Here is a 19502-nt window from a genome sequence, read left to right on the forward strand (position 1 = left end):
CGAACAGGACCGTGAAACGCCTTTGCGCCGATGATAGTTGGCATTCGCCTGTGAAAGTAGGTCATCGTCAGGCTCTTACACCCCAAAGCCCCCGCTTCAATATGATGCGGGGGCTTTGCTCTTTGTGAACAGCCACAAGCGTCTGTCACAAGCCCCCAACGGCTGCAATCCCTCTTCGCGCCTCCCACCACCCCGACTCTCGGCGGCCGCTTCTCGGCGCGCACGACTGCGGACATGACTCTTCCCCAGGGAGTATTCGGCGAAGACGTCCTGATCAAGTTAACGCCGAGCATTATTTGCATTGCCCCCATTGTGTCCGATCTGCTAGAACACGCGGGCTTGTCGGGTCGTTGCCATAAACGGGTAAAATAGGCCGATCAAAATATTCGTCTTATTGTTTCGGAGGGTCTATGACCGAAGTCTTGCAGCCAGAGAATCCCAATGGGCTGTCCATGCGCACCCTTACGCACATCGTCTACGGCCTGTTTGCCCTGGGCCTCATCAGCGCCGGCTTCCTGGGGCTTGCCACCATAGCGGCCGTGGTCGTGGCCTATCTCAAGCGCAGCGACGCCGCAGGCACTTTATATGCCGGCCATTTCGACTGGATCATCAAGACTTTCTGGTGGGGCTTGCTGTGGTGCGTGCTTAGCGCCCTGGCCACCTTCATCTTCATTGGCTGGATCACCGGCATGATAGCCCTGATCTGGATCATCTACCGCATTGCTCGGGGGTGGCTGGCCCTGTTCTCGGGCAATTCGCCCCAGGCGATAGACTAAACAAAAAACGCTGCCCCGGGCAGCGTTTTTTTATGCCTGCGGCGGTTTTGTGCCGCCAGGCCGACATTATTTGAGGTGTCCGCTGACAAGCTTGGTAAGCTCGAACATGGAGACCTGGTCTTTTCCGAAGAGCGGACGCAGCTTGTCGTCGGCGTTGATGTTGCGCCGGTTGGCAGGATCTTGCAAATCATGCTTTTTGATGTAGTCCCAGATTTTTTTGGTGACTTCGGTGCGGGGGAGCGGTTCGGCACCGATGATGGCTGCGAGGGTGGGGCTGGGAGTCAGTGGCTTCATGAAGGCCGCATTGGGCTTGCGTGCGGATTTTGCAGATGTTGCCATAAGGTCGTGCTCCAATAGGGGTGAGTGAGTCATTTTCATGCAGCATAACGTGAGTTGCGGCCAAAGACAAAGTAATTTGTGCCCGAATCCGGTAAAACCCGCCCTGCAAGAAGGTAATATGGTGATTTCGACCCCTCTTTATGTTTCATTTTCATGCAGATCACCGATAACTCCCTGACCCTTATTCGACCCGACGACTGGCATCTGCACCTGCGCGACGGGGCGGTACTGGAATCGGTCGTGGCCGATTCGGCGCGCCAGTTCGGCCGCGCCATCATCATGCCCAACCTGAAGCCGCCGGTTACCACCACGGCGCTGGCCCTGGCATACCGGCAGCGCATCGAGGCGGCGCTGGACAAGGCGGGGGTGGAAAAGGGCTCGTTCACACCGCTGATGACGCTATATCTTACCGACAACACCACGGCCGAAGAGATCGCCGTGGCGGCCCGGTCGGGCGCAGTGCAGGCGGTCAAGCTGTATCCGGCGGGCGCCACCACTAACTCCGACGCCGGGGTTACCGACCTGCTGGGCAAGTGCGGGCCGGCGCTTGAAGCCATGCAAAAGCACGGCATGCTCTTGCTGGTGCACGGCGAAGTCACCGACCCGCAGGTCGACCTGTTCGACCGCGAGGCCGTCTTCATTGAACGGGTGATGATTCCCCTGCGCAAGCGTTACCCTGAGTTGAAGGTGGTGTTCGAACACCTGACGACACGCGATGGCGTCGATTACGTGAAGCAGGCCGACGGCCCCGTGGCCGCCACCATTACCGCCCATCATTTGCTGTATAACCGCAACGCCATCTTCCTGGGCGGCATACGTCCGCACTGGTATTGCCTGCCGGTGCTCAAGCGTGAAACCCACCGCCAGGCGCTGGTCGAGGCCGCCACCAGCGGCGACCGGCGGTTTTTCCTGGGCACCGACAGCGCGCCGCACCCCCGTGGCCTTAAAGAGCACGCCTGCGGCTGTGCGGGGTGCTATACGGCCTTTCATGCCATGGAGCTCTACGCGACCGCGTTCCAGGCGGCGGGCCGGCTAGAAGCGCTCGAGGCCTTTGCCAGCCTGAACGGCCCTGCCTTTTATGGCTTGCCCGTCAACAAAGGCACCCTTACGTTGCGCAAGCGTGCCAACACGATCCCCGACGAGCTTCCCATGGGCGATACCACCGTCGTGCCGCTGGCCGCGGGCGAAGAGCTGGGGTGGCAGGTCGACGTGCAGGCCCCGTAGCGGGCCGGCGCTCAGCCCGCCTGCTTTGATTCCAGCGTCTCCCAGCGCTCGAACAGGGTCGCCAGTTTGTCTTCGAGCTCTTGCAATTGCCTGTTGATGTCCTCCACCTGGTCGGGGGCATCGCGGTAAAGGCTGCCATCGGCCAGGCGGGCGGCCAGTTCGGCCTGTTGACCTTCGATGGCCGCAATGGCATCGGGCATTTCTTCGAGTTCCTTCTGTTCCCACGAGGCCAGCCGGCCGGGCCGTGCGGGCTTCTTCTTTGCCTCTCGGACGGAGGCCTGGCTGGTGGCGGGGTCCTTTGAACGACCGTCGGCAGCGGCGGCATCGTCGGCGCTCGCCTGGCCCTCGGCGGACGGCCCTTGCTTGCGAGGGGGCAGGGAGGCCACGGGCTCGGGCCGTTGCGCAAGCCACTCGTCGTAACCGCCCACGTATTCACCCCAGTGCCCGTCGCCCTCGAAGGCGAGGGTCTGTGTGACGACGTTGTTCAGGAACTCGCGATCGTGGCTGACCAGCAGCACGGTGCCCTGATAATCTTGCAGCAATGTTTCGAGCAGTTCCAGTGTTTCGATGTCGAGGTCGTTGGTGGGTTCGTCCATGACCAGCACATTGGTGGGACGGGCAAAAAGCCGTGCCAGCACCAGCCTGGCGCGCTCGCCCCCCGACAAGCTGCTGACGGGCGAGTGCGCCCGGGCCGGTGAAAACAGGAAGTCTTCGAGATAGCTCATGATGTGCTTTCTTTGCTCGCCGATCTCGACCCATTCGCTGCCGGGGCTGATCGTGTCGGCGACCGTCACGTGCTCTTCGAGCTTCGAGCGCATCTGGTCGAAGTAGCCCACCGTAAGGTTGACGCCCAGCCGCACCTGCCCCTGGTCGGGCGCGAGCTCGCCCAGGATGATCTTGAGCAGCGTCGTCTTGCCCACGCCGTTGGGGCCGATGAGGCCGATGCGATCCTGGCGCAGGATGGTGGTGGACAAGTCGCGGACGATGATTCGTTCGCCGAAGGCATGGCTGACCCCGGTAAGTTCGGCCACCAGCTTGCCCGAGCGCTTGCCTTCGGCAATGGCCAGGCTGACATTGCCCACCCGTTCGCGCCGCGCAGCCCTTTCGCGGCGCAGTGCCTCGAGGCGCCGCACCCGCCCTTCGTTGCGTGTGCGGCGCGCCTCGACGCCCTTGCGTATCCAGGCCTCTTCCTGGGCGAGCACTTTGTCGAACTTGGCGTTCTGCTGCTGTTCCGCCTGCAGCCACTCTGCCTTGCGGCGCTGCCAGTCGCTGAAGTTGCCCGGAAAGCTGAACAGGCGGCCCCGGTCAAGTTCGATGATGCGGGTGGTTACCACGTCGAGGAAGCGGCGGTCGTGGGTAATAAGTATGACGGCGCATTGCGCCGCCAGCAGGCGTTTTTCAAGCCAGGCTATGCCTATGAAATCAAGGTGGTTGGTGGGCTCGTCGAGCAGCAGCAGGTCGGGCTCGTCGGCCAGGGCGCGCGCGAGGGCGACGCGCTTGCGGGTGCCTCCGGACAAGCCTGCGATGGATGCGTCGCCGTCCAGCCCCAGCTCGTCGATAAGCGCCTGCACGCGGGCGGGGCGAGCCCAGTCTTCGCTTTCATTGACGTCGCCGCACAGGGTTTCGAAGACGGTGGCTGTTTCGTCCAGCATAGGCTCTTGTTCGACGGTGGCGACGCGCAGGCCTCCGAGCCGTTTGATGTCGCCATCGTCGGGAGCGGTGCGCTCGTCCAGCACCTTGAGCAGCGAGGACTTGCCGGCGCCGTTGCGGCCGATCAGCCCGATGCGCTCGTCGGACTGAACAGTGAGATCGGCATGATCAAGCAGGGGGTGGTGCCCGTAAGCCAGTTGAACGTCGGTGAGGGTAATGAGGTTGACAGCCATATATATAGAGTAGTGCGCGAGGGTGCGAACCGGAAGCTGGGCCTCGCGTGCAACGGATGGGTGAAATGCCTGTGGCGGTGCGCCGCAACCGCTATTGTCGCAGGTTGCCGGCGCGATGGGGCCCAAAGCGCGGGAATGCCGCGCCGGCTACAATGGCGGGGCAAGGCAGACTGGGCAATCGCGGTATTTCGGTATCGAGGAAGGTCCGGACTCCACAGGGCGGGATAGCGGCTAACGGCCGCCCGTTCGGGCTCGCGGCTTCGGCCGCGTGCCCGGGCGAGGAACAGGGCCACAGAGACGAGTCTGCCGCGAGGGCGCGTGCGCACCCGTACGGCCATCTCCGTACGGCGCGTCTTGGCAACAAGGCGCGGCGCGGCAGGGTGAAACGCGGCAACCTCTATCCGGAGCAACATCAAATAGGCATGCGCCGGCCCCTCGGGGCTGAAAGGGCGGCTCGTCCGAGCATGCGGGTAGATGGCTAGAGTGCGCCAGCAATGTCGCACCCAGAGGAATGATTGCCCGCCGAACCTCGCGTGCGGCGTACAGAATCCGGCCTATAGGTCTGTCTTGCCTCCCCTTCCTGCTTCATCAGAGGGTTTGTAAACAAAAGCAAACCTCATAGAGCGGCTTCGCCGCGTCTAATCGCACAAAGCACTTTTAGATCATTCTGCAATCCATTGATTTCTTTGCTTTTTTCTTGGGCGAACTTATGTGGTAACGCCTGTAAGTGCTTGTTGTCATTGAAAAAACCGCGATTTAGCGCTTGACCGCCGGCAAGCCTTACCGTAGAGTGGGGCAAAGTAGGATTTTGTGCAAAAAAGTGGGGATAAACAGGTGTTCCAGGGAAGCAGCGCACTCACATTGGATGCCAAGGGGCGGATCTCGATTCCGACCCGGCATCGTGACGCGCTTCGTTCGCAGGTCGAGGGTCGCCTGACCCTCACGCGACACCCCGATGGATGCCTCCTGGTCTATCCCCGCAACGTCTGGGAACAGAAGCGCGAGCAGATCGCCGCTTTCCCGGCTTCCGCCAGACCCTTGCAGCGCCTGTTGCTGGGCAATGCCCAGGACGTCGATATGGACGGTTCGGGCCGCATCCTGGTCGCACCAGAGTTGCGCCAGGCGGCCGGCCTTACGCGCGAAGTCATGCTTTTGGGAATGGGAGGGCACTTCGAATTATGGGACGCGGCCGAATGGGCGCGTTCCGAAGCCGAAGCGCTGGCACAGGGCATGACCGACGCCCTCGACAATTTTTCGTTCTGAAGCATCTATGGAGTTCACACACCGGCCCGTGCTGCTAGAGCCCACGGTCAACGCCCTCGTTGATCCCGGCTTCGACGCCAAGTCGCGTGTGTTTCCGCAGGATGGCGCCGTCCAGCGCCCCGATGGGGTGTATGTGGATGGAACCTTCGGTCGAGGGGGGCATAGCCGATTGCTGCTGTCGCGGCTGGGGCCGGGCGCCAGGCTGGTGGTTTTCGACAAGGACCCGGTTGCGATCCAGGCGGCATCGCAGCTTCAGGCGCAGGACGCCCGGGTAAGCGTGGTGCATGGCGGTTTTGCCTCCATGCGCGAAGAGTTGGAGGCGTTGGGCCTGACGCAGGTAGATGGCGTCATGCTCGATCTGGGAATGTCGTCGCCCCAGATCGATGATGCCGAAAGAGGTTTTTCGTTCATGCGCGAAGGCCCCCTGGACATGCGCATGGATACGAGTCGCGGAATGACCGCGGCTCAATGGCTGGCAGAGGCCAGTGTAGAAGAGATCAAGGAGGTCATAGCGAAATATGGCGAAGAACGGTTTGCTTTCCAGATTGCAAAGGCGATTGCTGCTCGCCGCGAATCCCGGCCGCTGCGCACAACGCTCGACCTCGCCGAGCTCGTCGCCAGTGTCGTCCGCACGCGCGAAAAGGGTCAACATCCGGCCACTCGCACCTTTCAGGCTTTACGGATTCACATCAATCAAGAGCTCGAAGAACTCGCGCGCGCCCTCGCGGCAGCTCTGAGGCTCCTGGCTCCGGGAGGGCGCTTGGCGGTGATCAGCTTCCATTCTCTCGAAGACCGCATGGTCAAGCAGTGCATCGCAGCGGCGCGTCGCCGCAGCGAGGCGCAGGCCCGCCTGCCCATTCCCGAGAAGGATATGCCGCAGCCCATTCTCATGCCGCTCGGCAAGGTTTTGCCCACGGCTGAAGAGGCCGCGGCCAACCCGCGAGCGCGCTCCGCCGTGCTGCGCGTGGCCAGCCGCAGCGATGCGCCGCTGCCCGCCGACGCGGGGGCTTCGTTCGTGAACGAGATCCGCCTGGTGCCCCAGCCGGCATCCCGCGCTGCCCGGAGGAAAAACTGATGGGCCGGCTCAGCATCGTCTTTGCCATTCTGCTGATGCTCTCGGCCATCTCGCTGGTGACGGCGCGGTATCAGTCGCGCCAGTTGTTTGTGGCTTCAGAGCGCCAAGGCGCGCAGGCCCGCGAACTGGACACCGACTGGCGCCGCCTGCAGCTCGAGCGTGCCGAACTCGTGCGCAATGCGCGAATCGATGAAATCGCCCGCCACGACCTTGGCATGCTGCCGGCCTCGCCCGACCGCACCCTGTACCTGAAGGGCGATTTCGCTCCCGTCCCGGCGCCGCGCGCCTCGAACGGAGGGCAGCCATGAAGCGCGTGCGTTTCTATGACAGCCCTGTGCTGAACATCCCGATGCCCATGTGGCGGGCCCGGCTGGTTCTCATACTGCTGATGCTCGGCTTGGGGGCCGTGGTGGTCAAGGCACTGTACCTGCAGGGCATGTCCAAGGATTTCCTGCAGCAACAGGGCGAGCGGCGCTACGAGCGCACGCTCGTGCTGCCTGCCACGCGCGGCAAGATATTCGATCGCACCGGCGAGGTCGTGCTGGCGTCGACCATACCTGTGCGCGCCATCTGGGCCATTCCCGAAGACGCCAAAGAAGCCAGCGGCGAGCAACTGGCCCAACTGGGCAAGCTGCTCGAAATGCCCGTGCGCGACATTCAGGGCAGGCTGGCCAACGAAGACAAGAACTTCGTCTACATCAAGCGGCAGGTGTCCGTCGAGCTGGCCGATCGCATCAAGGCGCTGAAGATTCCCGGCATCCATCAGCAGGCGGAAGTGCGCCGCTTCTATCCGGAAGGCGGAATGACCGCCCATGTCCTGGGCTTTACCAATATCGAAGACAAGGGCATCGAGGGGGTCGAGCTTACCTTCAACGAAGAGCTGTCGGGCACGCCGGGCAGCCGGCGCGTGATTCGCGACCGGCTTGGCCGGGTCGTCGAGGACGTGCAGGCGGTGGTGCCGCCGGTCGACGGCCAGGATCTTCGCCTGTCCATCGACGCCGGCTTGCAGTTCGACGCCTATTCGGCCCTTAAAAAGGGCATGGAAGAACACAATGCCAAGGCCGCTGCCGCCATCGTGCTCGATGTCAAGACCGGAGAGGTGCTGGCGCTGGTCAACCTTCCCACCTATGACCCCAACCACCGAGACGATCGCAAGGGCGCCGCGCTGCGCAACCGCGCCATTACCGACACCTTCGAGCCGGGCTCCATCATGAAGCCGTTCACGGTGGCGCTGGCCCTTGATCTGGGCAAGGTCACCACCAGCACCAAGTTCGACACCGGCAACGGCCGTTACCGCTACCAGGGCTCGGTCATTTCCGACGTGAGCCGCAACGGGGTGCTCGACATCGCCGGCATCCTGCGCCGCTCGAGCAATATCGGCATGACCATGATCTCCGAGCGGCTGACTTCGCAGGAAATGTGGACCAAATTCACCGAGCTGGGCTTTGGCAGGGCGCCGCATACGAACTTTCCCGGGGTGGCTTCGGGCAAGCTGCGGCCCTGGGAGCGCTGGCGGCCCATCGAGCGGGCCACCATGGCCTACGGCTACGGCTTGTCCGCCTCGCTTCTGCAGGTGGCGCACGCCTATACTGTTTTTGCCCGCAATGGCGACATGGTCTCGCTGACTCTGCTCAAGCGCCAGGGCAAGCCCACCTCGGTGCAGGTGTACAAGCCTGAAGATGCCGCTTTGATACGCTCGATGCTCGAGGCGGCGGCCGGGCCCGACGGCGCCAAGCTGGCGCAGGTGCAGGGCTATCGCGTCGCCGGCAAAAGCGGTACGGCGCGCAAGATCGTCGACGGGCGCTACAGCACCTCCAAGTATCGCAGCTCTTTCGTCGGGTTCGCCCCGGTATCCGACCCGCGCATTGTCGTCGCCGTAACCCTGGACGAACCGCAGGGCGGCGCATACTACGGCGGCCGGGTGGCGGCGCCGGTCTTTTCCAATATCGTGGCAAGCAGCTTGCGGCGCATGGGCGTGCAGCCCGACGCCCCGTTCGAGTCTCTGGTCGCAGTGGGTTCCGCCGGGGAGCAAGAATGAATACGCCGCAATTGATCGCCTGGATTGAAGGCCACGCGCCGCGCGGCGCCCATCTGTGCCTGGATTCGCGCAGCATACGGCGGGGCGATGTGTTCTTTGCCTGCCCGGGCCTGAAAAGCGACGGGCGGGACTATGTCGAGCAGGCGATTGCAAACGGGGCCGCGGCCGTGCTCGTGCAGGCCGGCGGAGCCACGGCACGCATCGCCGAAGGCGCGCCTGTCATTGAAGTCGAGGGGCTGGCCGGCAAGCTGGGCGAACTTGCGCACGAATGGTATGGGCGTCCTTCCGAGGCGTTGTCGGTGGTGGCGATTACGGGCACCAATGGCAAGACCTCGTCGGTGCAGTGGATGGCGGCGGCGCTGAATGCCGAGGGAGTGCCCTGCGGTACGATAGGCACCCTGGGCGTTACACTACCCGACGGCACGAATCTGGGCGGCGCGCTGACGACGCCCGATGTGCTGACCATGCATCGCAGCCTGGCCGCCATTCGCGATGCGGGCGCCACGGTGGCCGCGATCGAAGCTTCGTCCATCGGGCTTGACCAGGGCCGGCTCGACGCCGTCCATATCCGCATCGCGGGATTCACCAACCTTACTCACGACCATCTCGACTATCACCACACCATAGAACGCTACAAGGCCGCCAAGTTCGCCCTGTTCCACAGGCCGGGCCTGGGCGGCGCCGTGGTCAATATCGACGACCCCGTCGGACGAGAGCTGGCTCTGCAGGTCGAAGGCATGAGCCTAGACACCTATTCCCTGGGCCAGGACACATCCGCCTCGATCCAGGCCGGCGACGTGCATACCGGCACCTATGGCCTGGTGTTCAATCTTTCCATCGCCCAGCGAACCGCCCAGATCGTCACGCGGCTGGTCGGCTTGCACAATGTCTCCAATCTGCTGCTGATCGCCGGAGTGCTCGGACAACTGGGCTGGTCGGTGTCACGCATTGCCCGCGCGCTGTCCGCCTTGCGTTCGGTGGGCGGGCGGCTGCAGCTTGTCGAAGCCCTGGATTGCCCGGCGGCAGAGTCGGGCGCAAGCGAACCCATGGTGGTGGTCGACTACGCCCACACGCCCGATGCCCTGCACCGGGCGCTGGAGGCTTTGCGTGAAACGGCCGGTTCCCGGGGCGGGCGGCTGATCTGCGTCTTCGGCTGCGGCGGTGACCGCGACAAATCCAAGCGTCCCGTGATGGGGCGCTTGGCCGATCAGCTTGCCGACATGGTCATTCTTACCAACGACAACCCGCGTTCAGAAGACCCGAAGGCCATTCTGGACGATATCCTGCGCGGCATGCCGGGCCGGCCCCTGGTGGAGCCCGATCGCGCCGCGGCTATACTGCAGGCCGTTTGGCGCGCTGAGCCGGCCGATGTCGTGCTGCTGGCGGGCAAGGGCCACGAAACCTACCAGGAAATCGCCGGACAGCGCAGCGCCTTCGACGACAGGGAATGGTCGAGGCTGGCCCTGACCTGGCGCCGTGGCGCCTCGCTCAGTTCGGATTCGCGCCGGATCGCGCAAGGCCAGATCTTCCTGGCGCTGGCGGGCGAGCGCTTCGACGGCCACGCGTATCTCGAGCAGGTGCGCGAGGCGGGCGCCTGCGCCGCGATCGTGGCCCGGCGCAACCCCGACGTCGACCTGTCCCAGTTCGAAGTGGGCGATACCGCACACGCCCTCAGGCTGCTCGGCTCGCAATGGCGGCGCTGCTTTGACATTCCGGCCATCGCCGTTACGGGCAGCAACGGCAAGACGACTACCAAGGAGATGGTCGCATCCATCCTGCGTGCCTGGGTGGGTCCGGAAAACGCACTATGGACGCGGGGCAACCTGAACAACGAGCTGGGCGTGCCCCTTACCCTTCTCGAGCTCAAGCCCGCCCATCAGGCCGCGGTCTTCGAGCTGGGCATGAACCATCCCGGCGAAATCGCTCTGCTGGCCGACATGGCGCGGCCCACTGTCGCACTGGTCAACAACGCTCAGCGCGAGCACCAGGAGTTCATGCACACGGTCGAGGCGGTGGCGCGTGAAAACGGCAGCGTGTTCGGCGCCTTGCCCGAAGACGGCGTCGCAGTCTTCCCGGGCGACGACCTGTATACCGGCTTGTGGCGCGAACTCTCGGCCGGGCGGCGCACGCTGGTGTTCGGCCTGGAGGCGTCGTTCGATGTCTACGCGGACGAAATCCGCGCCGAGCCGGCCCGCACGGGCTTCCGGCTGAATACCCCCGGCGGTGCGGCCTTCGTGCAGCTTGGGGCGCCGGGAGTGCACAATCTTCGCAATGCGCTGGCCGCGGCGGCCTGCGCACTCGCCGCCGGCGCGCCCCTGGCGGCAATCGTCAACGGGCTGCAAGGCTTCGACCCGGTGGCGGGCCGCATGCAGCCGCGTGCGCTGCCCGGCGGGCTCCAGCTGATCGACGATACGTATAATGCCAACCCTGATTCGGTCAGGGCCGCCATCGACGTGCTGGCCCAGTTGCAGGGACGCAAGGTGCTGGTCCTGGGCGACATGGCCGAAGTCGGATCGGACGGCCCGGCCATGCACGCGGAGGTCGGCGCCTACGCCAAAGAGCAGGGCATCGACGCCTTGCTCACCTTTGGTCCGGCCGCCCGCCAGTGCGCGCAGGCATTCGGGGCCAACGCTCATTCTTTCGACGACATCGAGGCGCTGCTCGAGCGCCTCGCCGGATTGTCGCCGGCCAATATTCTAGTAAAAGGCTCTCGCAGTACACGTATGGAACGAGTGGTTCAGGGATTTACACAACGACTCCAGGCGCAGGCCGAAGGAGACCACAATGTTGCTTGAGCTGGCCCGCTGGCTGTCCGACTCCCACGTGCGCGCATTCGGTGTCTTCGAGTACATCACCTTCCGGGCGGTGCTGGCCTGCGGGACGGCCTTGTTCATCGGGCTGCTGGCGGGCCCCATGGTCATCCGCAAGCTGACCGAGCTCAAGATCGGACAGGCAGTGCGCGGCTACGGTCCCGAGTCCCACATACAGAAAAACGGCACGCCCACGATGGGCGGGGCGCTCATCCTCATCTCCGTGGCGGTCAGCACCTTGCTGTGGGCCGACTGGACCAACCGCTTCGTCTGGGTGGTGCTGCTTGTCACTTTCGGCTTCGGATGGATAGGCTGGGCGGACGACTACAAGAAGGTCGTCAACCGCGACCCCGAAGGCATGTCGGCGCGGCGCAAGTTCTTCTGGCAGGCGCTGATCGGCCTCGTGGCTGCCGTCTATCTCACCTTCGCGGTGTCCGCGCCCGCCAACGCCGAACTCTGGCCGCTGTTTCGCGACTGGGTGCTGAGCGGCTTCACCTTGCCCCTGCCCACCCGGGCCGACCTGATCGTGCCCTTTTTCAAGAGCGTCAGCTATCCCCTGGGCGTGTTCGGCTTTGCGGCCCTGACCTGGTTCGTCATCGTGGGCACCAGCAATGCGGTCAACCTCACCGACGGCCTTGACGGGCTGGCCATCATGCCAACCGTCATGATCGGCAGCGCCCTGGGCATCTTCGCCTACGTGGTCGGGCGGGTCGACTATTCGAAATACCTGCTGTTTCCGCACATTCCGGGCGCGTCCGAGGTCATGGTGCTGTGCGCCGCAATCGCCGGCGCCGGCCTGGCCTTCCTGTGGTTCAACGCTTATCCCGCGCAGGTCTTCATGGGCGACGTGGGCGCGCTGGCCCTGGGCGGTGCGCTGGGCGCCATTGCCGTCATCGTCCGCCAGGAAATCGTGCTGTTCATCATGGGCGGCGTCTTTGTCGTCGAAACCCTGTCCGTCATGGTGCAGGTGGCCTGGTTCAAATACACCAAAAGGCGATACGGCGAAGGCCGGCGGATATTGCGCATGGCGCCGCTGCACCATCACTTCGAGGTGGGCGGCTGGAAAGAAACACAGGTGGTGGTCCGTTTCTGGATCATCACCATGATCCTGGTACTGGTAGGCTTGGCCACACTGAAGCTGCGATGAGCGATTTTTCCATTTCCTCGATCCGGAGCGACGCACCGACCCTTATCCTGGGGCTGGGCTTGACGGGCGTGGCCGCGGCACGGTGGTGCGCGCGGCACGGCGCGCCGCTGCGCGTCCTGGATACGCGCGAAGCGCCGGCGGGGCTGGACGCGCTGCGCGAGGACCTGGCCGCGGCCAACGTGGATTACCGGCTGGGCGCCCGGCATTTCATCGCAGAAGCGCTGCAGGGTGTCTGCAGCATCGTGATCAGCCCCGGCCTGTCGCCGCGCGAAGAGCCGGTCGCCGGGCTGCTTGCCCAGGCGCGCGAGCGCGGCATCGAGATCATCGGCGAGATCGAGCTTTTTGCCCGGGCGCTGCGCGACATGGCCGAGCAGGCATATACGCCCAAAGTGCTGGCCGTCACCGGCACCAACGGCAAGACCACGGTCACCGCCATGACGCGCGAGTTCGTGGCCGCCAGCGGCTTGAGCGCGCGCGCCGCGGGCAATATCGGGCCCGCCGCCCTTGCCGCCTTGCTGGATGCGTGCGACCAGGGGCAACTGCCCGACGTCTGGGTGCTCGAGCTGTCGAGCTTCCAGCTCGAGTCGACCTACAGCCTGGCGCCGGACGCCGCCGTGGTGCTCAACGTAACGCAGGACCATCTTGACTGGCATGGTTCCATGCAGGCATATGCCGCAGCCAAGGCCCGCGTGCTGCAAGCGGCGCGCATCGCGGTCGTCAATCGCGACGATGCGCTTGTCGCCGCCATGGTGGACAACCTGCGGTCGGTCGGCGTGCGCAGTTTCGGCCGCGGCGCACCGCAATGGGAAGGCGATTTCGGCCTGGATGGCGGTTCGGGCCTGAGCTGGCTGGCTTATGGCGAGCCGAGCGACTACGACCCTCCTTCGACCGGCCGGCGCAAGAAATCCGACGCCGCGCCGCAAAGGCCCGAGGCGCGTCCTTCCCATCTGATGCCGGTTGACGCCATGCGGGTGCGCGGCGTGCACAATGCTTTGAATGCGATGGCGGCGCTATGCCTTGCGCGCAGCCTTGGCCTGGGCTGGGCCGGCATGCTGCACGCCTTGCGCGACTATGCCGGCGAGCCCAATCGCACCGAGTTCGTGCGCAGCGTGGGCGGCGTCGACTTCATCAACGACAGCAAGGGTACCAACGTGGGCGCCACCTTGGCGGCGCTCCAGGGGCTGGGCCAGCCGGCGGTCCTGATCGCGGGCGGCCTGGGCAAAGGGCAGGACTTTTCCCAGCTTGCGCCCGTAGCGCGCGAGCATGCCCGTGCGGTCGTGCTCATCGGCCAGGATGCGGAAGTCATTGCACAGGCCCTGGGCGACGATGCGCCGGTGATCGAAAGGGCAGAGTCCATGCAACAGGCGGTCGAGCGCGGTTTCGCGCTGGCCCAGCCGGGCGATGCGGTACTGCTTTCACCCGCCTGCGCCAGCATGGACATGTTCCGCAACTACAGCCATCGCGGCCAGGCTTTCGTCGATGCCGTCGAGGCGCTGGCGCTCGACAAAGGAGAGGTCGCATGAGCCTGTTCGCCGACCTGACATCCAGCGTCAATGCCGTGCGGCCCGGCCGCACCACCATGCCCAGCTTCGACTACTCCATCGTCATCGCCACGACCGGCCTGGTGCTGTTCGGGCTGCTGATGGTGTATTCGGCCTCGATCGCGTTGGCCGACGGGCCACGCTACGAAAGCTATGGGCGCTATTACTTCGTCATACGCCACGGGGCGTTCGTGGCCCTGGGCCTGCTGGCCCTGGGCGTTGCCCTGAGCATACCGATGCGCGTCTGGCAGAAGGCGGCCCTGCCGCTGTTCCTGCTGTGCATGCTGCTGCTTGTCGTTGTGCTGGTGCCGGGCATCGGCCGCGAGGTCAACGGCGCGCGTCGCTGGCTGCCCCTCGGCGTGCTGAATTTCCAGCCCTCCGAACTGATGAAGGTGGCCATGTTGCTGTTCGCGGCCGAATATACGGTGCGCAAGCAGGAGCACATGCAGAACTTCGTGCGCGGCTTCATGCCGATGGCCTGCGCGCTGGCGGCCGTGGGCATCGTGGTGCTGGCCGAGCCGGACCTTGGCGCCTTCATGGTCATTGTTGCCATCGCCGTGGGAATACTCTTCATCGGCGGCATCAACGGCAAGCTGTTCTCCAGCCTGCTGGCGGTGTTGATAGGCAGTTTCCTCCTGCTGATCTGGCTTTCTCCATGGCGGCGCGAGCGGCTGTTCGCCTACCTCGACCCCTGGAACCCGGACAATGCCTATGGCAGCGCCTACCAGCTGTCGCATTCGCTGATCGCGCTGGGCCGGGGCGAGTGGTTCGGCGTCGGCCTGGGCGCCAGCGTCGAGAAGCTTCATTATTTGCCCGAGGCGCACACTGACTTCATTGTCGCGGTCATTGGCGAAGAACTCGGCTTCGTGGGCGTGACGGCGCTGGTGCTTGCCTTCGCCTTCCTGGTCTGGCGCGCCTTCGACATCGGCCGGCAGGCGGTGGCGATGGAGCGCATCTTCAACGGCCTGGTGGCGCAGGGCGTGGCCCTGTGGTTCGGCGTCCAGGCCTTCATCAACATCGGCGTCTGCGTGGGCTTGCTGCCCACCAAAGGCCTGACCCTGCCGCTGGTCAGCTACGGGGGGTCGAGCATTGTCATGAACCTGGTCGCGGTCGGCCTGCTGCTGCGGGTCGATTTCGAGAACCGCAACATGATGCGAGGCAAACGGACATGAGCGCGCGCACCGTACTCATCATGGCGGGCGGCACCGGCGGGCATATCATGCCAGGCCTGGCCGTGGCCCATGAACTGCGGCAGCGGGGCTGGCAGGTGGTGTGGCTGGGGCATCCCGAGCGCATGGAGGGCCGTCTTGTCCCGCAGCACGACATCCCCTTGCAAGCGCTGCGGTTTTCGGGCGTGCGGGGCAAGGGCGCCATGGCGCTGCTCAAGCTGCCTTTCGCCCTGGCGGGCGCCTGCCGCCAGGCCTTGCGGACCCTGGACGCCACCAGGCCCGACGTCGTTCTGGGTATGGGGGGCTACGTTGCCTTCCCCGGCGGCTTGATGGCCCGCCTGCGGCGCATCCCGATCGTCGTGCACGAACAGAATGCCGTAGCAGGCACGGCCAACCGCTTGCTGGCCCGCATGGCGCGCAAGGTTCTTGCCGGATTTCCCGGCGCGTTGCCCGGCGCCCTGATGGTGGGCAACCCGGTGCGGGAAGAGGTCCTGCGCCTGCCCGCTTCCGGCGAACGCTACGGCAAGAGGCAGGGGCCGTTGCGCCTGCTCGTGGTGGGCGGCAGCCTGGGCGCCCAGGTGCTGAACGAGGTGGTGCCCCAGGCCCTGGCCTTGCTGCCGGAGCACGACCGTCCCGCCGTGGTGCACCAGGCGGGCGCACAGCATATCGAAAGCCTGTGCCAGCGCTATGCGCAGGCAGGCGTGCAGGCCGAGTGCCATGCCTTCATCGACGACATGGCGGCGCGGCTGGGCGAGGCCGACCTGCTTATCTGCCGCGCCGGCGCCATGACGGTGGCCGAAGTGGCGGCGGCCGGCGTGGCTGCCCTGTTCGTTCCGCTGCCGCACGCCATCGACGATCACCAGACCGCCAACGCCCGCTACCTCAGCGATTGCAATGGCGCATGGCTGCAGAAGCAGGCCGGGTTCACGCCCGACTGGCTGGCCGGCTGGCTGAAGGCGCGCAGCCGCGAAGAACTGGCCCGCTACGGCGGCCATGCACATGAACACGCCAGCCTGAATGCCGCGCAGCAGATTGCGGACGCATGCGAACACGTGGCCGGGAGAGCCGCATGAAACACAGAATACAAAGCATCCATTTCGTCGGCATAGGCGGTTCGGGCATGAGCGGCATCGCCGAGGTGCTGTTGAACCTTGGATACGCCATCAGCGGTTCCGACGTCCAGGAGTCCAGCGTCACGAAGCGCCTGGCCGAGCTGGGCGCCCGAGTCAGCATCGGACATGACGCGGCCCATATCGAAGGGGTGGGTGCCATTGTCACTTCCACCGCGGTATCGGCCGACAATCCGGAAGTGCTGGCTGCGCGCGCCGCGCGCATACCGGTCGTGCCCCGCGCCCTCATGCTGGCCGAGCTGATGCGCCTGAAGCGCGGCATTGCCGTGGCGGGCACCCACGGCAAGACCACCACCACCAGCCTGGTGGCCAGCGTGCTGGCCGCGGGCGACCTGGATCCCACTTTCGTCATCGGCGGAAAGCTGACCTCGGCCGGCGCCAATGCGCGCCTGGGACAGGGCGAGTTCATCGTGGTCGAGGCCGACGAGTCTGACGCCTCTTTCCTGAATCTGTTGCCGGTGATGGCCATCATCACCAATATCGATGTAGACCATATGGACACGTATGGCCATGACGTGGCGCGCCTCAAGAGCGCCTTCATCGAGTTCACCCACCGCCTGCCTTTCTACGGCAGCGCCGTGGTCTGCAGCGACGACGCCAACGTGCGCGAGGTCATTCCCCTGATTTCACGGCCGGTCACCACCTACGGCCTCAATCCCGATGCGCTGGTGCGGGCCGTGAATGTGCGGCCCGAAGGCACCAGCATGGTGTTCGATGTCGAGCGCCGTAGCGTGGCGGGGCCGCTGCCCGTCTTTTCCGTGCGGCTGAACCTGCCGGGCCGGCACAACGTTCTCAATGCCCTGGCGGCCATCGCGGTGGCGACCGAGCTGGGGGTGAGCGACGCCGCCATCGCCGAGGCGCTCGAGGCTTTCAATGGCGTGGGCCGGCGCTTCACGCAGGTGGGAGACTTCCCTGTGTCCGCCACCCGCGGGGGCGGAAGCTTCACGCTGGTGGACGACTACGGCCACCACCCCGTCGAGATGGAGGCCACGCTCGAGGCGGCGCGCGGCGCATGGCCGGGCCGGCGCATCGTCCTGGCCTTCCAGCCGCATCGCTATACCCGCACACGCGACTGCTTCGAGGATTTCGTGCGCGTGCTGAGCCAGGCCGACGCCGTGCTGCTTACCGAGGTATACGCTGCCGGCGAAGCGCCGCTGGTGGCTGCCGATGGCAGGGCGCTTGCCCGCGCCATTCGCGTCGCGGGCAAGGTCGAGCCGGTGTTCATCGAAGACGTGGCCGGCCTGCCGGAGGCGATTCTTGATTTTGTCGAGGACGGCGACGTGGTCGTCGTCATGGGTGCGGGCACGATCAGCCGGGTTCCCGCACGTATCGGAGAGCTGGCATGAGCAACAGGTTTGGCCACGTCGGTGTGCTGTATGGCGGACAGTCCGCCGAGCGCGAGGTCTCGTTGATGTCGGGGCGCGGCGTGCACGAAGCCCTGCGTCGCGCGGGCGTCGATGCTCACCTGTTCGACACCGGCACCCGCACGCTGACCGACCTGGTCAATGCGGGCTTCGACCGCGTGTTCATTGCCCTGCACGGACGCTATGGCGAGGACGGTACGCTGCAGGGCATGCTCGAACTGATGAAGCTGCCGTATACGGGCAGCGGGCCGCTGGCCTCCAGCCTGTCGATGGACAAGGTCATGACCAAGAAGGTGTGGCTCCATGAAGGCCTGCCGACGCCCGACTACGTCGTGCTGACCGACGAGAACGGCCTGGACGAGGCGGTGGACCGCCTGGGGCTGCCCCTGATCATGAAGCCTCCGCACGAAGGCTCGACCATGGGCGTTACGAAAGTGACCGAACGTGCGCAAATGAAGCAGGCCTACCGCCTCGCCGCCCGCTTTGACGCAGCCGTGCTGGCCGAGCAGTTCATCGAGGGGCGCGAACTGACCGTACCCTTGCTGGGCGGGCCCAGCGGCGCCCGCGGGCTGCCCATTGTCGAGATCGTCGCGCCCGGCGGCAACTACGACTACGAGCACAAATATCTTTCCGACGAGACGCAATACATCTGCCCGGCACAGCTGGATGCGGGTCTTGCCGATCGCATCCGACAACTGGCCGAGCGCTCGTACGAGGTGCTGGGTTGCGAGGGCTGGGGCAGGGCGGACTTCATGCTTGACGCCCGGGGCCGGCCCTGGCTGCTCGAAATGAACACCTCGCCGGGCATGACCAGCCATTCGCTGGTGCCAATGGGAGCAAAAGCAGCCGGGATGAGTTACGAAGACCTGTGCCTGGCCATACTCGAAACCGCTTCATGCAAGGTGGCGGCGCCCGGTGTGGAATCAATGCAGGGAGGCGCGCAATCGTGATCAACGACGCCCGCATCATCAACTTCGTCGCCAATTCGCTGGCCTTGCTGGCGGTGTTGGCGATGCTTGTTGGCGTCGTTGTCTGGGTGATCCAGCGTCCCTACTTCGCGATCGAGCGGATACAGATCGAACCGATGCAAGCCGACACATTGAATTACGTCTCTACTGCGAGTGTACGGGCGACAATTGCGGGTCGGGTGGCCGGCAATTTCTTCACCATCGATCTCGACGAGACGCGCAATCTGCTCGAGACGGTTCCATGGGTGCGCCATGCGCGCATCCGCCGGGTGTGGCCGGACACGCTGAGCGTGCAGCTTGAAGAACAGCAGCCCCTGGCATTATGGAACGAGGATCAGATGATCAATACCTGGGGTGAAGCGTTCAGGGCCAACCAGGGCGAACTGCCCGACGACGCCCGCTTGCCGCAGTTCAATGGCCCGGACAACTCCGAGCGTCTGGTGGTGCAGCGCTACGCCGAGCTTGCGCGCTGGTTCGCGCCGCTCAATGTCAGCGTCAGCGAAATCACCCTCAGCCCCCGCTATGCCTGGTCGGTTGGATTGTCCGACGGGGTAAGCCTGAGCCTGGGCCGCGACCCGGCGGCCGATGTCGCCGATCCGCATGGCCGTTCAGGCGCCCTGTCGTTCGCGGCGCGCATACAGCGCTTCGTGCAGGCCTGGCCCGTCCTGGCGCAGCGGCTGGAAGGCCGCGCCATTGAAAGTGCCGATTTACGTTATGCCAACGGTTTTGCCATTACCCTGGCGCCCGTTCCCTCTTCTTCTACCAAATAGAAAAG

The 19502-nt window shown here is 64.9% G+C and carries 16 protein-coding genes and 1 other RNA gene; 15 read left to right on the forward strand and 2 right to left on the reverse strand.

Annotated elements, in window-relative coordinates:
* The first annotated feature begins 410 nt into the window (after positions 1–410).
* Positions 411–776, forward strand: coding sequence for a DUF4870 family protein (locus C7440_RS11175; protein ID WP_017524762.1), 366 nt, complete (start codon positions 411–413; stop codon positions 774–776).
* A gap of 66 nt (positions 777–842) precedes the next feature.
* Here C7440_RS11175 and C7440_RS11180 read toward each other — a convergent pair whose 3' ends face one another.
* Positions 843–1115 (reverse strand): SWIB/MDM2 domain-containing protein, encoded by a 273-nt coding sequence (locus C7440_RS11180; protein ID WP_017524761.1) that lies wholly within the window; start codon positions 1113–1115, stop codon positions 843–845.
* 153 nt (positions 1116–1268) lie between these two features.
* On the opposite strand from C7440_RS11180, the gene pyrC reads away from it, so the two are divergent.
* Positions 1269–2339 (forward strand): dihydroorotase, encoded by a 1071-nt coding sequence (pyrC, locus tag C7440_RS11185; protein WP_017524760.1) that lies wholly within the window; start codon positions 1269–1271, stop codon positions 2337–2339.
* Positions 2340–2350: 11 nt separating this feature from the next.
* Here the strand turns inward: pyrC and C7440_RS11190 are convergent, their stop codons facing one another.
* Positions 2351–4222, reverse strand: a complete 1872-nt coding sequence (locus tag C7440_RS11190) for an ATP-binding cassette domain-containing protein (RefSeq protein WP_017524759.1) — start codon at positions 4220–4222, stop codon at positions 2351–2353.
* Between the two features lie 162 nt (positions 4223–4384).
* On the opposite strand from C7440_RS11190, the gene rnpB reads away from it, so the two are divergent.
* The 13 genes from rnpB (at position 4385) to C7440_RS11255 (ending at position 19497) form a co-directional block, all read left to right on the forward strand.
* An RNA gene (gene rnpB, locus C7440_RS11195) (RNase P RNA component class A) lies at positions 4385–4795 on the forward strand.
* Positions 4796–5056: 261 nt separating this feature from the next.
* The gene (mraZ, locus tag C7440_RS11200) at positions 5057–5485 is read left to right on the forward strand and encodes a division/cell wall cluster transcriptional repressor MraZ (RefSeq protein WP_026067993.1); all 429 of its coding nucleotides are present in this window, start codon (positions 5057–5059) and stop codon (positions 5483–5485) included.
* Positions 5486–5492: 7 nt separating this feature from the next.
* Positions 5493–6560, forward strand: coding sequence for a 16S rRNA (cytosine(1402)-N(4))-methyltransferase RsmH (gene rsmH / locus C7440_RS11205; protein ID WP_116518598.1), 1068 nt, complete (start codon positions 5493–5495; stop codon positions 6558–6560).
* Entirely contained in the window at positions 6560–6868 is a 309-nt protein-coding gene (gene ftsL, locus C7440_RS11210) for a cell division protein FtsL (RefSeq protein WP_017524755.1), read from the forward strand. Before rsmH ends, ftsL begins: the two co-directional genes overlap by 1 nt.
* The gene (locus C7440_RS11215) at positions 6865–8598 is read left to right on the forward strand and encodes a peptidoglycan D,D-transpeptidase FtsI family protein (protein WP_116518599.1); all 1734 of its coding nucleotides are present in this window, start codon (positions 6865–6867) and stop codon (positions 8596–8598) included. The genes ftsL and C7440_RS11215 overlap by 4 nt, the downstream gene beginning before the upstream one ends.
* Positions 8595–11393 carry a bifunctional UDP-N-acetylmuramoyl-L-alanyl-D-glutamate--2,6-diaminopimelate ligase MurE/UDP-N-acetylmuramoyl-tripeptide--D-alanyl-D-alanine ligase MurF gene (gene murF, locus C7440_RS11220; RefSeq protein ID WP_040549124.1) on the forward strand — a complete coding sequence of 933 codons (2799 nt, stop codon included), beginning with the start codon at positions 8595–8597 and terminating at the stop codon, positions 11391–11393. The genes C7440_RS11215 and murF overlap by 4 nt, the downstream gene beginning before the upstream one ends.
* Complete coding sequence (mraY, locus tag C7440_RS11225) at positions 11383–12555, forward strand: phospho-N-acetylmuramoyl-pentapeptide-transferase (protein ID WP_017524752.1); 1173 nt, start codon at positions 11383–11385, stop codon at positions 12553–12555. The genes murF and mraY overlap by 11 nt, the downstream gene beginning before the upstream one ends.
* Positions 12552–14078 (forward strand): UDP-N-acetylmuramoyl-L-alanine--D-glutamate ligase, encoded by a 1527-nt coding sequence (murD, locus tag C7440_RS11230; RefSeq protein ID WP_116518600.1) that lies wholly within the window; start codon positions 12552–12554, stop codon positions 14076–14078. The genes mraY and murD overlap by 4 nt, the downstream gene beginning before the upstream one ends.
* A complete protein-coding gene (gene ftsW / locus C7440_RS11235) occupies positions 14075–15268 on the forward strand; it encodes a putative lipid II flippase FtsW (RefSeq protein ID WP_017524750.1) in 1194 nt (397 codons plus the stop codon). Before murD ends, ftsW begins: the two co-directional genes overlap by 4 nt.
* Positions 15265–16338, forward strand: a complete 1074-nt coding sequence (murG, locus tag C7440_RS11240) for an undecaprenyldiphospho-muramoylpentapeptide beta-N-acetylglucosaminyltransferase (protein ID WP_116518601.1) — start codon at positions 15265–15267, stop codon at positions 16336–16338. The genes ftsW and murG overlap by 4 nt, the downstream gene beginning before the upstream one ends.
* A complete protein-coding gene (gene murC / locus C7440_RS11245; protein WP_116518602.1) occupies positions 16335–17741 on the forward strand; it encodes a UDP-N-acetylmuramate--L-alanine ligase in 1407 nt (468 codons plus the stop codon). The genes murG and murC overlap by 4 nt, the downstream gene beginning before the upstream one ends.
* A complete protein-coding gene (locus C7440_RS11250) occupies positions 17738–18709 on the forward strand; it encodes a D-alanine--D-alanine ligase (RefSeq protein ID WP_116518603.1) in 972 nt (323 codons plus the stop codon). The genes murC and C7440_RS11250 overlap by 4 nt, the downstream gene beginning before the upstream one ends.
* On the forward strand, positions 18706–19497 hold the full coding sequence (locus C7440_RS11255) for a cell division protein FtsQ/DivIB (RefSeq protein WP_017524746.1): 792 nt from the start codon (positions 18706–18708) through the stop codon (positions 19495–19497). Before C7440_RS11250 ends, C7440_RS11255 begins: the two co-directional genes overlap by 4 nt.
* Positions 19498–19502: the final 5 nt, after the last annotated feature.

This window comes from Pusillimonas noertemannii, assembly GCF_003096595.1.
GTDB classification, from domain to species: Bacteria; Pseudomonadota; Gammaproteobacteria; order Burkholderiales; family Burkholderiaceae_B; genus Pusillimonas; species Pusillimonas noertemannii.